This window comes from Microbacterium sp. KHB019 (assembly GCF_037285405.1).
Taxonomy (GTDB): Bacteria; Actinomycetota; Actinomycetes; order Actinomycetales; family Microbacteriaceae; genus Microbacterium.
This window is the reverse complement of sequence record NZ_JBBDHF010000004.1, coordinates 252,578-267,591: the sequence shown is the minus strand read 5'-3', so window position 1 is coordinate 267,591 and position 15,014 is coordinate 252,578. Positions and strand designations below refer to the sequence as shown.

At 68.0% G+C, this 15,014-nt stretch carries 15 protein-coding genes; 7 read left to right on the top strand and 8 right to left on the bottom strand.

Going from position 1 to position 15,014, the window contains the following annotated elements; genetic code table 11:
• Positions 1-22 precede the first annotated feature (22 nt).
• Positions 23-781, bottom strand: a complete 759-nt coding sequence (locus KHB019_RS14475; RefSeq protein WP_325472077.1) for an SDR family NAD(P)-dependent oxidoreductase — start codon at positions 779-781, stop codon at positions 23-25.
• Positions 778-1,638: a fumarylacetoacetate hydrolase family protein gene (locus KHB019_RS14470; protein ID WP_337459288.1), complete on the bottom strand. Its 861-nt coding sequence runs from the start codon at positions 1,636-1,638 to the stop codon at positions 778-780. Before KHB019_RS14470 ends, KHB019_RS14475 begins: the two co-directional genes overlap by 4 nt.
• Positions 1,639-1,794: 156 nt before the next feature.
• On the opposite strand from KHB019_RS14470, the gene KHB019_RS14465 reads away from it, so the two are divergent.
• The 3 genes from KHB019_RS14465 to KHB019_RS14455 are packed head-to-tail and all read left to right on the top strand — an operon-like array spanning position 1,795 to position 4,480.
• Positions 1,795-3,090, top strand: a complete 1,296-nt coding sequence (locus tag KHB019_RS14465) for an L-fuconate dehydratase (RefSeq protein WP_337459287.1) — start codon at positions 1,795-1,797, stop codon at positions 3,088-3,090.
• Positions 3,077-4,039, top strand: coding sequence for an aldo/keto reductase (locus KHB019_RS14460; protein ID WP_325472074.1), 963 nt, complete (start codon positions 3,077-3,079; stop codon positions 4,037-4,039). The genes KHB019_RS14465 and KHB019_RS14460 overlap by 14 nt, the downstream gene beginning before the upstream one ends.
• A 21-nt stretch (positions 4,040-4,060) precedes the next feature.
• Positions 4,061-4,480: an RbsD/FucU family protein gene (locus tag KHB019_RS14455; RefSeq protein ID WP_230102687.1), complete on the top strand. Its 420-nt coding sequence runs from the start codon at positions 4,061-4,063 to the stop codon at positions 4,478-4,480.
• Positions 4,481-4,487: 7 nt separating this feature from the next.
• Here the strand turns inward: KHB019_RS14455 and KHB019_RS14450 are convergent, their stop codons facing one another.
• Positions 4,488-5,360 (bottom strand): sugar phosphate isomerase/epimerase family protein, encoded by an 873-nt coding sequence (locus tag KHB019_RS14450; protein WP_337459286.1) that lies wholly within the window; start codon positions 5,358-5,360, stop codon positions 4,488-4,490.
• 196 nt (positions 5,361-5,556) lie between these two features.
• Between KHB019_RS14450 and KHB019_RS14445 the strand changes: the two genes are divergently transcribed.
• The 3 genes from KHB019_RS14445 (at position 5,557) to KHB019_RS14435 (ending at position 9,171) form a co-directional block, all read left to right on the top strand.
• Positions 5,557-7,059, top strand: coding sequence for a sugar ABC transporter ATP-binding protein (locus KHB019_RS14445; RefSeq protein WP_230102689.1), 1,503 nt, complete (start codon positions 5,557-5,559; stop codon positions 7,057-7,059).
• Positions 7,059-8,090 (top strand): ABC transporter permease, encoded by a 1,032-nt coding sequence (locus KHB019_RS14440; protein WP_230102690.1) that lies wholly within the window; start codon positions 7,059-7,061, stop codon positions 8,088-8,090. Before KHB019_RS14445 ends, KHB019_RS14440 begins: the two co-directional genes overlap by 1 nt.
• A gap of 79 nt (positions 8,091-8,169) precedes the next feature.
• Positions 8,170-9,171, top strand: a complete 1,002-nt coding sequence (locus KHB019_RS14435) for an ABC transporter substrate-binding protein (RefSeq protein WP_337459285.1) — start codon at positions 8,170-8,172, stop codon at positions 9,169-9,171.
• 93 nt (positions 9,172-9,264) lie between these two features.
• On the opposite strand, the gene KHB019_RS14430 is transcribed toward KHB019_RS14435, so the two are convergent.
• The 4 genes from KHB019_RS14430 to xylB all read right to left on the bottom strand — a co-directional run bounded on the left by KHB019_RS14430 (position 9,265) and on the right by xylB (position 13,771).
• The gene (locus tag KHB019_RS14430; RefSeq protein ID WP_337459284.1) at positions 9,265-10,224 is read right to left on the bottom strand and encodes a phosphotriesterase family protein; all 960 of its coding nucleotides are present in this window, start codon (positions 10,222-10,224) and stop codon (positions 9,265-9,267) included.
• The gene (locus tag KHB019_RS14425; protein ID WP_337459283.1) at positions 10,224-11,159 is read right to left on the bottom strand and encodes a shikimate dehydrogenase family protein; all 936 of its coding nucleotides are present in this window, start codon (positions 11,157-11,159) and stop codon (positions 10,224-10,226) included. Before KHB019_RS14425 ends, KHB019_RS14430 begins: the two co-directional genes overlap by 1 nt.
• A 10-nt stretch (positions 11,160-11,169) precedes the next feature.
• Positions 11,170-12,120: an NAD(P)-dependent oxidoreductase gene (locus tag KHB019_RS14420; RefSeq protein WP_337459282.1), complete on the bottom strand. Its 951-nt coding sequence runs from the start codon at positions 12,118-12,120 to the stop codon at positions 11,170-11,172.
• A 118-nt stretch (positions 12,121-12,238) separates the two neighbouring features.
• Positions 12,239-13,771 carry a xylulokinase gene (xylB, locus tag KHB019_RS14415; RefSeq protein ID WP_230102712.1) on the bottom strand — a complete coding sequence of 511 codons (1,533 nt, stop codon included), beginning with the start codon at positions 13,769-13,771 and terminating at the stop codon, positions 12,239-12,241.
• Positions 13,772-13,869: 98 nt separating this feature from the next.
• Here xylB and KHB019_RS14410 point away from each other — a divergent pair, with 98 nt between their 5' ends.
• Entirely contained in the window at positions 13,870-14,478 is a 609-nt protein-coding gene (locus KHB019_RS14410) for a glucose-6-phosphate isomerase family protein (RefSeq protein WP_230102713.1), read from the top strand.
• Between the two features lie 4 nt (positions 14,479-14,482).
• On the opposite strand, the gene KHB019_RS14405 is transcribed toward KHB019_RS14410, so the two are convergent.
• Entirely contained in the window at positions 14,483-15,013 is a 531-nt protein-coding gene (locus KHB019_RS14405) for a CGNR zinc finger domain-containing protein (protein WP_337459281.1), read from the bottom strand.
• Position 15,014 lies beyond the last annotated feature (1 nt).

The following is a 15,014-nucleotide window of genomic DNA, read 5'->3' as shown; positions in this document are numbered from 1 at the left end:
CGGCCGCCGGCCGACGCCGCGTTCACTCCGCGCGCAGGCGCAGCTGCGCCATGCCGCCGTCGACCTCGATGAACGTTCCCGTCGTCGACCCGGCAGCCGGGCTCACCAGGTATGCGACCGCGGCGGCGACCTCGTCCGGACTGACCAGGCGCCCGTGCGGCTGGCGGGCCTCCAGCGCTGCCCGCTCTGCCCCGGGGTCGGCCGCTTGATCGAGCAGACGTCCCACCCACGGGGTGTCGGCGGTACCGGGATTCACGGCGTTCACGCGGATGCCCTCGCGCAGGTGGTCCGCGGCCATCGCGCGGGTTAGGGCCGAGACGGCGCCCTTCGACGCGCTGTACAGAGCGCGCTGGGGGAGTCCGGTCGACGAGGCGATGGATGCCGTGTTGCACACCGCAGCGGCGGGCGACTGCCGCAGCCAGGGGAGGGCTGCGGCGGTGACTCGTGCGATGCCCGTGACGTTGATCGAGAGGACGCGCGCCCACTCGTCGTCGTCGTTCGCGCTGATGTCGCCGACCGCGCCGATGCCTGCGTTGTTGATCACGATGTCGATGCGGCCGAAGTGCTCCGCAACAGCCGTGACAGCAGCATCCACGCTCGTGCGATCCGAGACGTCCGCGGTGAACGCGGCGAAGCGGGCGTCCGCTCCCGCGGTGTCGCGGTCGAGCACGGCGATCTGCGCACCGTCGGCGTGCAGACGCGCCGCGATCGCCGCGCCGATGCCGGATGCCCCGCCCGTGACGATCGCGACGAGTCCGTCCAACTGCCCCTGAGCGCTCACTTGCTCTCCTCCCAGGCGACGAACTTCTGGCGCTGGTGACCGAGCCCGTCGATCTCGATGTCGACGATGTCGCCGTCGGCCAAATAGGGGTACTTGCCTGAGAGGGCGACGCCCTGCGGGGTGCCGGTGAGGATGAGGTCGCCCGGCTCGAGCGTCACGTACTGCGAGAGGTGGTGCACGATCGTGCGCACGTCGAAGATCATGTCCGACGTGTTCGAGTCCTGCCGGGGCTCGCCGTTCACGAAGCTGCGCAGGCCGAGGTCGTCGACGTCGACCTCATCGGGGGTGACGAGCCAGGGGCCGGTCGGGTTGAAGCCGGCCGCGATCTTGCCCTTCGACCATTGGCCGCCGGACACGTCCATCTGGAACGCGCGCTCGGACACATCGTTCGCGACCACGTAGCCGGCGATGTGCGCGTCCGCCTCCTCGGGCGAATCGAGGTACGCGGCCCTGGCGCCGATCACGATGCCGAGCTCGACCTCCCAATCGGTCTTCTCGCTGCCGCGGGGGATGGTCACGGTGTCGTTGGGGCCGACGACGGTGTTGGGCGTCTTCAAGAAGATGATCGGGATCTTCGGCGGCTCTGCGCCGGATTCTGCGGCGTGAGCGGCGTAGTTCATGCCGATGCAGATGACGGCGCTGGGGCGCGCGATCGGGGCACCGATGCGCATTCGAGCGGCGCCATCGACCTCGGCGAGCTCACCGGATGCCAGCGCGGAAGCCACGCGAGCGTGGAAGTCGCCGGCGAGGAAGTCCCCGTTTACATCGGATGTCAGGGGCCGGAGGTCGAGGTGACGATCTCCGTCTATGACGACGGGAATCTCGGATCCAGGGGCGCCAAGCCGCGCGAACTTCATGGTTCTCCTACCTCGTTGGGGAGCCGCCGTTGAGCGGCAGGGGAGCCGCACGGAGGCGACACGTCTGATTGACAGTATAGACATCCGATGTTTACACTCCAAGGGATCCGTGCAGATTCGTGCTGCGCAGAGGTCCGGCCCCTAGAGAGGACTCCCGTGAGCCGCATCGTCGCACTCGAGACCACCGACATCCGCTTCCCCACGTCGCTGAGCCTGGACGGCTCCGACGCGATGAACCCCGACCCCGACTACTCTGCGGCGTACGTCGTGATCCGCACTGACGCCTCGGACGACATCGCCGGGCACTCGTTCGTGTTCACGATCGGCCGCGGCAACGACGTGCAGGTCGCGGCGATCGACGCGCTCGCAGGTCATCTCGTGGGTCGCGAGCTCGAGCCGCTGCTCGACGACATGGGCGGCACGTTCCGCGACATCATCGGCGACTCGCAGCTGCGGTGGCTGGGTCCGGAGAAGGGCGTCATGCACATGGCGATCGGCGCCGTGATCAACGCGCTGTGGGACATCAAGGCCAAGCGCGCGGGGCTCCCGCTCTGGCAGCTGCTTTCTCGCATGACACCGGAGGAGATCGTCGACCTGGTCGACTTCCGGTACCTGACCAATGCGCTCACCCGCGAGGACGCGCTCGAGATCCTCCGCGCCGGCGTCGCCGGTCGCGAGGAACGAGAAGCCGAGCTGCTCGCGACCGGGTACCCGGGGTACACGACCAGCCCCGGCTGGCTCGGCTACTCCGACGAGAAGCTCGAGCGTCTGGCCCGCGAGGCGCTCGCCGACGGCTTCACCCAGATCAAGCTCAAGGTCGGCGCCGACCTCGACGACGACATCCGCCGCTTCCGCAAGGCGCGCGAGGTCGTCGGGCCCGACTTCCCGATCGCCATCGACGCCAATCAGCGCTGGGAGGTGTCGGAGGCGATCGAGTGGGTGAACGCGCTCGCCGAGTTCAATCCCGCGTGGATCGAGGAGCCGACGAGCCCGGACGACATCCTCGGTCATGCCGAGATCGCTCGCGGGGTGGCACCCATCCGCGTCGCCACCGGCGAGCACGCGCAGAACCGCATGATCTTCAAGCAGCTGCTGCAGGCGAACGCCATCGAGGTCATGCAGATCGATGCCGTGCGCGTCGCCGGCGTGAACGAGAACATCGCGAACCTGCTGCTCGCCGCGAAGTTCGGGGTGCCGGTCTGTCCGCACGCCGGCGGCGTCGGCCTGTGCGAAGCCGTCCAGCACCTGTCGATGTTCGACTTCATCGCGGTCAGCGGGTCGCGAGAGGGGCGTCTGATCGAGTACGTCGACCACCTGCACGAGCACTTCGTCGTGCCGACCGACATCCAGGGCGGCTCGTACATGGCTCCGACCGAGCCGGGTGCGAGCATGGAGATGAAGGCGGCGAGCATCGCGAAGTACGCCTGGAAGGGCGCGCATGTCACGGACTGAACTGGAGATTCCGGCGCTCGGATACGGCGCGGCCAACGTCGGGAACCTCTTCCGCGCGCTCACGGACGATGAGGCGTGGGCCGTTCTGGATGCCGCGTGGGAGAGCGGCATCCGCTATTACGACACCGCACCGCACTACGGACTCGGCCTGTCGGAGCGGCGCCTGGGCGCGTTCCTGCAGACGAAGCCGCGCGACGAGTTCGTGCTCTCCACGAAGGCGGGGCGGCTGCTGCGCCCGAACCCCGCGTACGCCGGTGGCCTCGACACCGACCACGACTTCTTCGTGCCGGACGACCTGCAGCGGGTGTGGGACTTCTCAGATGCCGGCATCCGAGCATCCATCGACGAGTCCCGTGAGCGGCTGGGCCTCGACCGGATCGACCTCGTGTACCTGCACGACCCGGAACGGCATGATCTCGACCTCGCGCTCGCCGAGGCGTTCCCCGCGCTGGAGGCGCTGCGTGGCGAAGGGGCCGTCGGCTCGGTAGGCCTCGGGTCGATGGTCAGCGCGGCGCTTGCGCGCGCTGTACGCGAGGCCGACCTCGACACGATCATGATCGCCGGCCGCTACACGCTGCTCGAGCAGCCGGCGGCCGCCGATGTCCTGCCGGCCTGTCACGACCGGGGGACCGGGGTGGTCGCGGCATCCGTTTTCAACTCCGGCCTGCTCGCCAAGGCCGAGCCGAGCCGCGACAGCCGGTACGAATACGGCGGCGTCCCGGACGAGATCTGGGATCGGCTGCAGCGCATCGTCGCCGTCTGTCGTGCGCACGATGTGCCGCTGCCGGCTGCGGCGATCCAGTTCCCACTGCGCTCGTCTGTCGTTCGATCGGTCGTCGTGGGAAGCTCGCGGCCGGAACAGGTGCAGCAGAACGCCGAACTCGCCGCGGTGCCGATCCCGTCGGACTTCTGGTCCGAGCTCGCCGCCGACGGGCTCATCCCCGCGTGACCGACCGCCTGAGGAGGCGCCATGCTCGAAGGAATCAACCCGCTGCTGACCGGTGAGCTGCTGCTGCATCTCGACCGCATGGGCCACTCGGACGCCGTCGTCATCGCCGACGCGCATTTCCCGGCCTGGGCGCTGGGGGAGCGCACGATCGACCTGCCCGGCACGACGACGCCCGAGGTGCTCGCGGCGATCCGCACCGTCATCCCGCTCGACGACGCCCCGGGACTCGACCTCATGGAATCCGCCGATGGCGATGTGCTCGACGTGCAGCGCGAGTTGATGGACGCCGCGGGCACCACGGTCGAGACCACACGGTTCGTGGAGCGCTTCGACTACTACGAGGCGGCCAAGCCCGCGTACGTTATGGTGCGCACCGGCGAGACCCGCAAATACGGCAATGCGCTGCTCCGCAAGGGCGTCGTCGGGCATGCGTCGGCGTAGCGAGCGCCTAGTGCAGGTCGATCGTCCCGACCGCGTGAAGCGCGTCTCGGATGTAGCGGTTCGCGTGCGCGGCCAGGTCGTCGGAGTCCTGCCAGAGATTGCGCCAGATGCCGAGGGTGTTGCTGAGCTCGGCGCTCACCACGGCCGACGAGAACGACTCGAAGACGACAGGTCCGTCGTAGGCGACGTCGTGCAGCGCGCGGAAGAACGTCGCGAAGTCGACGGTGCCCGTTCCGAGGTATCCGCGGTGGCTGTCGCCGATGTGCACGTAGCCGAGCTTTCCGGCCGCGGCGACGTCGTGTACCGGCTGGAAGAAGTCCGACTCCTCGATGTTCATGTGGTAGGTGTCCAGGTGCACGCTCACCTCGCCGGCGACGCCATCCAGGTAGCGCAGTGCGCCGCGCCCGGTGTTGAAGACGTTCGACTCGTAGCGGTTCACCACTTCGAGGGAAAGACGGATGCCGCGTTCAGCCGCGTACGCCGCGAGCTCGCTGATCGCTGCCTGACTGTTCGCGACACCGCGCTCGGACGCCGGTGCCATGTACTTGCCCATCGCCGAGTAGATCACGCCGCACAGCACGTCGCCGCCCATCGTCGCGACGTGGTCGATGCACCGTTCCAGCGTCGAGACGCCCGCGGCGACGGCAGTGGGATCGTCGCTGGTGAGATCAGTCGAGGGGGTGAGTCCGAGCGAAGCCGTCACGGCGAGACCGTTGTCGCGCAGCATCCGCTCGGCGAGCGCGGAATCGAAGCCCTCGGCATCCATCAGGGGGATCTCGATGAGGTCGAAGCCTGCCTTCCCCGTGCCCTCGATGGAGCGCCGCAGCCCCGCCTCGTCGAAGGTTCCGGTGAAGACCAATCCATGCGCGCCGATGAGCATCTTGTCCCTTTCTGTGCGCAATTCGAGCGCATCCGTGATCAGGTTGTTATTACAGGTGTAGCACGACCGCGCGCAGTTGCGTACATTTAGATACAACTTGCGCAGGGTCTCGCGGCCCGGCACAATTGATCCGATGTTTGAAATGGATTCCAAGCGGGAGTCCGAAGGCATGACCTCCAAGGAAGCAGGTGAGCACATGAGCGATCCCATCCTCCGGGTGGAAGGCATCAGCAAGGGGTTCCCCGGGGTGCAGGCACTCCAGGATGTGCATCTCGAGGTGCGCGCAGGAGAGGTGCTCGTCCTCGTCGGCGAGAACGGCGCCGGCAAGTCGACTCTCATGAAGATCCTCTCCGGGATCTATACGCGCGACGAGGGGACGATCACCTTCGAAGGCCAGGAGGTCGAGCTCACCAGCCCGCTTCAGGCTCAGCAGCTCGGCATCACGATCATCCATCAGGAGCTCAACCTGATGCCCGATCTGACAGTCGCTCAGAACATCTTCATCGGCCGCGAGCCCACGTCGGCGATGCTGCTTTCCGAACGTCGCCTCAACAAGCAGACGGCCGAGCTGCTGGGCCGGCTGAACATCCGCCTCGATCCGCGCCGCAAGGTCGGCGAGCTCACCGTCGCCGAGCAGCAGATGGTCGAGATCGCCAAGGCGCTGTCGTTCAACGCCAAGGTGCTCATCATGGATGAGCCGACTTCCGCCCTCACCGATAGCGAGGTCGAGACCCTCTTCACGCTGATCGAGCAGCTCAAGGCAGCCGGCACGGGCATCGTCTACATCTCGCACCGCATGGACGAGCTCCGCCGCCTCGCCGATCGGGTCAGCGTGCTGCGTGATGGGCAATACATCGGATCACTCGAGAAGAGCGAGATCAGCATCCCCAAGATCATCGAGATGATGGTCGGCCGTGTGATCGACGAGGGCACCCGCCCTGAGGCCCGCGATCATGACAGCGCCCCTGTCGTGCTCGACGTCGCGGGGCTGTCCACCAGGGCGCTGCTGAAGGATGTCTCCTTCCAGCTGCACCGTGGGGAGATCCTCGGATTCGCCGGCCTCATGGGCGCCGGCCGCACCGAGACCGCTCGCGCCGTCATCGGGGCCGACCCGCGCAGCGCGGGCACGATCGCGATCAACGGTCGCGACGCCCGGATCAGCAAACCCGAGGATGCCGTGCGCCGAGGCGTCGGGTACCTCTCCGAGGACCGCAAGCAGCTCGGGCTCATGCTCGAGCAGGACGTCACCTTCAACACGGTGCTGGCGTCGCTCGGCAACTACGCCGGCGCCCTCGGCTGGATGGGTGACAGCAAGGCGAAGAACCAGACCAAGCAGTACGTGCAGCAGCTGCGGGTCAAGACGCCGTCGGTCAACCAGATCGTCAAGCTCCTCTCCGGAGGAAACCAGCAGAAGGTCGTCATCGCCCGCTGGCTGATGCGCGACTGCGACATCCTCATCTTCGACGAGCCCACGCGAGGGATCGACGTCGGAGCGAAGGAGGAGATCTACCGGCTCATGCAGCAGCTCGCAGACGCCGGAAAGTCCATAATCGTCATCTCGTCGGAGCTTCCAGAGATCCTGCGCGTCGCCAACCGCATCGCGGTGTTCGCGAACGGCCGGATCACCGGAACCCTCCGCAACGAGGAAGCCAGCCAGGAGAAGATCATGCAACTCGCAGCCCACGGGGAGGAAGACTGATGAGCACCCCACAGCAGTCCGGAGAGACGACGACCGTCATCCAGCAGGCCATCAACGAGGACACCGACAAGCGCGACGTCGCCGGGTTCCTGAAGCGTCAGCTCCAGCAGTCCCTCGCGTTCGGCACGCTCATCGTGCTGGTGATCTTCTTCTCGATCGCGAGCCCGAACTTCTTCACCGCCAGCAACATCGCGACGGTGCTGCTGTCCACGGCCGTGATCGGGATCCTGGCGCTCGGGACGACCTTCGTGATCATCACCGGAGGCATCGACCTGTCGCTGGGAACCGGAATGGCGCTGTGCGCGGTCATGACCGGTGTGTTCATCACGAACTGGGGCCTGCCCGTCTGGGTCGGCGTCATCGGAGGCATCGCCACAGGTGTGCTGATGGGACTGGTCAACGGTCTGAACGTCACCTTCCTCCGGCTTCCGCCGTTCATCGCGACGCTCGCGATGATGATGATCGCCGGTGGGCTCGCGCTCGTCGTCTCGAACGTCGCGCCGATCTACTTCTCCACCTCGGCCCCTGATTTCAAGAAGATCGCGCTCGGTGTGATCATCCCCGGCATCCCGAACGCCGTCCTCATCACCGCCGTCCTCGCGATCATCGCCGCCATCGTGCTGTCGAAGACGCTGCTGGGCCGCTACACGTTCGCCATCGGCTCGAATGAGGAGGCGACGCGCCTGTCGGGTGTGAACACCCGCCGCTGGACGATCTTCATCTACATGTTCGCCGGCGCCTTCACCGGAGTCGCGGGCATCATCATCGCCTCGCGTCTCGACTCCGCACAGCCGCAGATCGGCACCGGCTACGAGCTGCAGGCGATCGCGGCGGTCATCATCGGCGGTACCTCGCTGCTGGGTGGACGCGGCTCCATCCTCGGCACCGTCGTCGGTGCGCTCATCATGAGCGTGCTCGTCAACGGCCTGCGCATCATGTCGATCCAGACCGAGTGGCAGAACATCGTGGTCGGCGTCGTCGTGCTGCTGGCCGTGTTCTTCGACTCGCTGCGCAACCGCCAGCGGACCTGACCTTTCCTCCCTGCCCACCCGTCGGCTTCGGCCGGCACCCATCACAGAGCAGTACTCAACACAGAACAATGGAGTTTCCATGAAATTCGGCAAGAAGACCGCATTCGCGGCCCTGGTGGCCGCATCCGCTCTCGTCATGGCCGGCTGTGCCGGCAGCGGGGATGTCATCGAAGAAGGTGGCGGAACCGACACCGGCAGCGGCGACGGAGAGATGTACATCGCCCTCGTCTCGAAGGGCTTCCAGCACCAGTTCTGGCAGGCCGTCAAGAAGGGCGCTGAGCAGAAGGCTGAAGAGCTGGGCGTTCGGATCACCTTCGACGGTCCCGCCGCCGAGACGGAGATCGCCCAGCAGCTCGAGATGCTGACGGCCGCGATCGACAAGAACCCGGATGCCATCGCCTACGCCGCCCTCGACCCCGAGGCGTGCGTCGCCCCGCTCGACCAGGCGAAGTCGAAGGACATCCCCGTCGTGTACTTCGATGCACCGTGCAACGGGGACGTGGGCCTCAGCCTCTCGGCGACCGACAGCAAGGTCGCCGGCGCGCTGGCGGCGGAGCACATGGCCGAGCTGATCGGCGGAGAGGGTGAGGTCGCGATCGTCGGCCACTCCCAGATCAACTCCACCGGCGTCGAGCGCCGTGACGGCTTCGTCGAGAAGATCGAGGCGGACTACCCCGACATCAAGATCGTCGACATCCAGTACGGTGACGGCGACCACCTGAAGTCCGCCGACATCGCCAAGGCCATGATCGCCGCTCACCCGAACCTCAAGGGCATCTACGGCACCAACGAGGGCTCGGCCATCGGCGTCGTGAACGCCGTGAACGAGCTGGGCCTTGAGAAGGGCAAGCTGACGATCATCGGCTTCGACTCGGGCGCTGCTCAGATCAACGCCATCAAGGACGGCACGATGGCCGGCGCCATCACGCAGGACCCGATCGGCATCGGCGCGCAGGTCGTCCAGGCGGCGTACGACGCAGCCAACGGCGACGCGGTCGAGGAGTTCTACGACACCGGCTCGTACTGGTACGACGCCACGAACATGGAGGACGACAAGATCGCCGCAGTTCTCTACGAGTGATCACCGTCTGACACGGCGGCCCCGCACCGGAAGGTGCGGGGCCGCTTCGTCGTTCGGATGCTGTGGCTGTCGGCTTCGGCCGCCTCCGGTCGCTCAGTCCAGGTCGAGCAGCCGGGCTGGGTTCGCGACCAGCATCCGGTCGACGGCATCCGCGCCGATCGCCGATCGCAGACGCGGCAGGTAGCGGTCACCGAGATAGGCGAGCCCTGGCATCCCGCCGTAGGAGAGGTATCGCGAGCTGCGGGCGACATCGCCGCCGAGCAGGATGCGATCTGCTCCGATGCGATCGACGACATGCTCCGTCAGCGCGAGCAGCTCGGCGTCGGACCGCGTGCGCGGGCGCGCGAAGCCGTCGTAGCCGAGGTGCGCTCCGCGTTCGATGAGCGAGACGTGCAGCGTCGGGTCGGGGTCGCGGTCGGCGTGGGCGAGGACGACCCGATCGGATGCCACTCCCTCAACCGCCAGCAGGTCGAGGACCTCGTGGGCAGCCGTGCAGAACTCCAGGTGCACCATGATCGGGGCGTTCGTCGCGCGGTGTGCGGCGCCCACGGCCTCGAGCGTGGTGCGCTCGAACGGGCTGATGCGCCAGTAGTCGATGCCGGCTTTGAGCATGCCGGCGCGCACCGGCTTGCGGTCCGCCGTTCGCGCGGTCGGCACGTCGGGGGCCTCGAAGACCACGGCGTCGTCGGCCGGCATCCCCTTCGTGACGTCGGCGATGAAGAGCTCGGCGAGTTGCGCCGCTCTCCAGACCTGCATCGGATGATCGTCGCCGTAGTGCGCCTCGCGGTGTCGGCCGGTCGTCGCGACCACATGGAGGCCCGTTTCCGCGCTGATGCGCGCCACGGCCTCCGGATCACGGCCGAGGCCGAAGGGCGTGGCATCCACCATCGCGGCGAAGCCGCTCGCCTTCAGCAGCGCGGCTTCGGCACCGGATTTGAGCTCGTCGTCGAGCTCGTCCCCCGGCAGCAACGGAGAGACCTGGAACAGGTGCTCGTGATAGTTCACCGGCCCCAACCGTGCGGCATCGAGATCGCCGAGGACTGTGCGGATCATCAGCGTGCTTCCTCGGCGGCCTCCGCGAGCTGCTCGACGATCTCAGGGGTGAGGGCGAGCTCGAAGACGTCGGCGACGACCTGAGACCAGCCGTGGATGAAGTAGCGCCAGCCGTCCACGACGTGCAGGCCGCGCTCCGCCTCCTGCGCCCTCGCCTGGTGCAGGAACTCCAGCGATCCGCGGTAGTTGAACTCCCACACGTAGGCGTGCTCGGGGAAGACGACGTCATCCGGAAGGGGGGAACCGGGGCGGTCCTTGCCGAGCCCGGTGGCGTTGACGATGAGCGAGCCGCGCGGCGCGGCGGCGACCAGCGCTGCGGCGTCCTCGACCGAGAGTGTGCGCACATAGGAGATGAGTCCGTCGCGGGTGCCGTGCTGGCGGTGCACCTCGCGCAGGTGCTCGAGCTTCTCGTCGTCGCGGGCGGTGACGGTCACCTCGGCGGGAGCATCCGCTCGCTCGGCCAGTGCCCAGCTGAGCGCGGTGCCCGAACCGCCCGCGCCGAGGATGATCACTTCAGCGCCCGTGGTCGCGAAGTAGTCGGCCGGGAGGAAGTCGTTCAGCGCCAGATCGACCGTGATCGGGTCCTTAGCGCGGCCGGAAAGGCGCGTCCCGCGCTTGGCGATGCTGGAGATCTCCGAGCACGACACGGCGAACGGATCGAGCTCGTCGAACAGGTCGGATGCCGCGGCGTACACGTTCATCTTGTGCGTCGTCACGAGCGCCCCGCGGTGATGAGGATCGTCGCGGATCTGTTCGACGAGCGCTCGATACTGCTCGGGGCCGGCGTCAATCGGCAGGTCGTGGCCGATGAGCGTGCGTGTCGGCAGGCCGAGGATGTCGGCCCACAGCGGGAACACGTTCATGATCGACGACGAGCCGGTGGTCACGCCGACGAAGCCCATGTAGTCGGCGTCTGGGGTGGTTTCCGTGGTCATGCGGGGCCTTTCAGCGAGTGACGGGGTGAGCGGGCGCACGTCCCGCGAGGACGGCGAGCACGTCGTCGAGCGACATGGATCCCATGTTGTCGACGGCCTGTGTGGTCTGGGCGCCCAGGTGCGGCGTGACGATCACACGTTCGGCGAGGTCGTCGGCGAGGAGCGGACTGGCGGAGGCCGCGGTGTCGCCGTCGAGGGTGTCTGCGGCGTAGCCCCCGAGGCGGCCGTCGACCAGCGCTGCGGCGAGGGCGGCCTCGTCGACGAGGTCAGGGCGCGCCGTGTTGACGATGATGGTGCCGGTGCGGATGCTGCCGAGCCGCTGCGCGTCGATGAGGCGCTGCCCGCCCGGGGCGTGCAGCGTGATCACGTCGGCCGTGCGGAACAGCTCGTCGAGTTCGACGGGCTCGGCGCCGAGCTCGGCGATCCGATCGACCGACAGGTAGGGATCGGCGGCGACGACGCGCGATCCGAAGCCGCTCAGGCGCTTCGCGACGCCCTGGCCGATCCGGCCGAACCCGACGATGCCGACGGTGGCCGCGCCGAGTTCGCGCCCGCGGCGAACGCTCCAGTCGCCGTGGCGCACGCGGCGGTCGCCGTCCGGGATGAGCCGGAGGGCCGCGAGCATGAGGCCGACGGCGTGGTCGGCGACGGCATCCGCGTTCGCACCGGGGGTGTTCGTGACCGGGATGCCGCGGTCGGCAGCTGCGGCGAGGTCGACAGCCTCGGTGCCGACGCCGTACCGCGCGACGATCTTCAGTCCGGGGCCCGCATCGAGATGCGCTGCGGTGACCGGACCGGTACCGGCGATCCAGGCATCTGCTGCGGCGAGCAGGGGAGCGAGCTCGTCCAGATCGTGATGGGCGGGGCCGCGCACGATCTCGTGCCCTGCGTCCGCCGCGCGGGCGACGAGGTCGGCGTCGCCGTCCGAGAAGGATCGGCTGGTGGCGAGGATGACGCCCATCAGCGCGTGCCCTCGGTCTCGACGGGTACACCTGCACGATCGCGGAACGAATGCACGACAGGATCGGGTGTTCGGGCGTGCATCCGTGCCCGGGTCGTGCATCCGTATCGGGGCGGGGTCATCGTGCGTCTCCGGTCGGAGCAGCAGCCGGAGCGGAGGCGAACCAGGGGGCGAGGGCGTCGTAGGCGGCGGTGAAGCGGCCGTGGCGCTCGGCGTAGACACCGTGGCGCGTCGCGTCCGGCGTGAACTCCGCAGTCACCTCGCTGAGCGCGCGGGCCGCCGAGAAGTCGGCGAGTCCGAGGCCCACGGCCGCCGTGACGGCGGCGCCGAGGCTGTTCGCCTCCTCGACGATCGTGCGCCGACGGACCGGCATGCCCCACACATCCGCGAGGACCTGCAGCAGCGCGTCGCTCTGCGCGCCACCGCCGACGGCGTCGATGCGATCGATCGCGGCGCCCGATTCGCGGAACGCGTGGATGCTGGTGAGCAGGTTGTATCCGATGCTTTCGAGCACAGCGCGGACGAGGTGCTGGCGCGTGTGATGGCGGCCGATGCCGACGAAGGCGCCACGGGCGTTCGGGTCCCATATGGGGGAGCGCTCGCCCAGCAGATACGGCAGGAAGTAGAGGTCCTCGGTGTCGATGTCGCGCCCGGCCTCATCGGTCAGCCGCGCGGTTTCCGGCTTGGCCGGATCGGGGGAGAGCGCTTCTGAGATCCATTGGATCGAGGCGCCACCGGCCTGCATCGTGGCGGTCGGCACGAACGAGCCCGGGACCACGTTGTCGAACGTGAAGGTCCGGAGCCCCGGGTCGCGGACCGGGGCGTTCGACGCGAACGAGATCCACGACGAGGTTCCCAGGCAGACGTAGGCGCCGTCCTCGGGCGCCACGATGCCGGACCCGACTGCCGCCATCGGTCCGTCGCCGCCGCCCATCACGACGCGCACGCCCCTGTGTCGGCCCGAAGCATCGTGCAGGCCGAGAGCATCGGCCGCAGCATCCGTCAGCGTCCCGACGACCGCCGTCGAGTCGAGGATCTCGGGGAACAGCGCACGGTCGAGGCGGGCGGCTGCGAGCACCTCTTCGGACCAATCGCCCGTGCGCTGGTCGTAGGCGTTGGTGCCCGAGGCGTCGGAGCGGTCAGTCGCCAGGCGACCGGTGAGGCCGAGGACGATGTAGTCCTTCGCGACGCAGAAGCGACGGACGCGGGCCCAGCTGTCCGTCTCGTTGTCACGCACCCACATGACCTTCTCGATCGAGTAGGTGGGGTTCAGCCGGTGGCCGAGGACCTCGTAGGCGTGCTGCGCGCCCAGCGCCTGCTCGAGTTCGCGCTGCTGCGCGCCTGAACGCGTGTCCGCCCAGATGATCGCGGGGCGCACGGGGGTGCCGTCGGCGTCGAGGAGGACGGCGCCCATCATCTGGCCGCTGACGACGAGCCCCTGGACGTCCGCGGGCGCCGTGTCGGTGCGGGCGAGCAGGTCGCGGGTGGCATGCACGACGGCATCCCACCAGTCCTGGGGATCCTGTTCGGCGATGCCGCCGGCGGCGAAGTGCGCCGGATAGCCGACGGTCGTGGATGCCACCAGCCGCCCGTCGTCGTGGTGCAGCGATGCCTTGTTCCCGGTGGTGCCGAGGTCGTGGGCGATGATCACAGTTCGTGCCTGCTTCGTTGGTTGCGGTTCCGGATCCTGCTGTTTTGGAGTATACCTGTAATTACAAGTCCTGTAGTTACAAGTTGTAGGAGATCATTGTGAGCACCCCATCCGCCGTCGACATCCCCACCCTGCTGGAGATATCTCCGCAGGGCGGCATCGAGGGGCGCTCGCGCCGCTACGAGAAGTTCCTCGGCGACATGGACGGCGTTTACCGCGACGACCGGGCCTGGCAGGATGCCGTCGGCGAGCGTGGCGCGGACGACCTCGTGTACTGGGTCGACGACCACCGCTACCAGGAGGGCCCCGGTGCGCTGATCGTCGGGACGAGCACGCTGCTGCCCGGTCGGTGCGGCGAGGAGTTCGCCGTTACTCGGGGTCACCTGCATGCCGAGGCTGATCGTGCCGAGCTGTACTACTGCTTGAGCGGGCGTGGTGTCATGTTGCTGGAGACTCTCGATGGGCAGACGTCGGCGATCGAGCTCACGCCCGGCAAGGCTGTCGACGTGCCGGGGCACTGGATCCACCGGAGTGTGAACGTCGGCGACGAGCCCTTCGTCACCCTGTTCTGCTACGCCGCGGATGCCGGGCAGGACTACGGCGTCATCGCCGAGGCGGGCGGCATGAAGAACCTCGTCGTCGTGGATGGCGACGGCTGGAGCCTCAAGCTCAACCCCGACCACGTCGGGTACAGCGCAGACGCGTGACCGGTCAGCGCTGCCGCGCGCGGTACGCGGCGACGGCGTTGCGGTTCGTGCACGTGGTGGAGCAGTAGCGGCGCGAGCGGTTGCGGGAGAGGTCGAAGACCACCCCCCGGCAGTCCTCGTCGGCGCAGACGGCGAGACGGCTGCCTTCGTCGGCGCGGACGATGTCGAGAAGTCCCATCGCGGTCTCCGCCAGCACCCGTTCTGCGAGTGGACGGTCGTCCGCCACGGCGTGCAGGTGCCAGTCGGCGCCGTCGTGCCGGACGACGTGCGCGTCGAAGGTCACATCCCGCAGTGCCTCGTTGATGCCGTCGACCATCTCATCGCGGGGCGCGAGCAGCATCCGGCGCAGCCGCGGGCGAAGAATGCGAAGGGCGTCGAGCTCCGCGGGGGAGTGGTCGATCCGCCCGGTGTACGGGAACGCGTCGAGGAACGCCACGAAGTCCTCGGGCGTGGTGAGCGTATCCGGATCCTCCGCGCTGTTGACGAGGTGAACCGCCGCGCGCATCGCCTCGACCGTGTCATTGGTGAAGAGCATG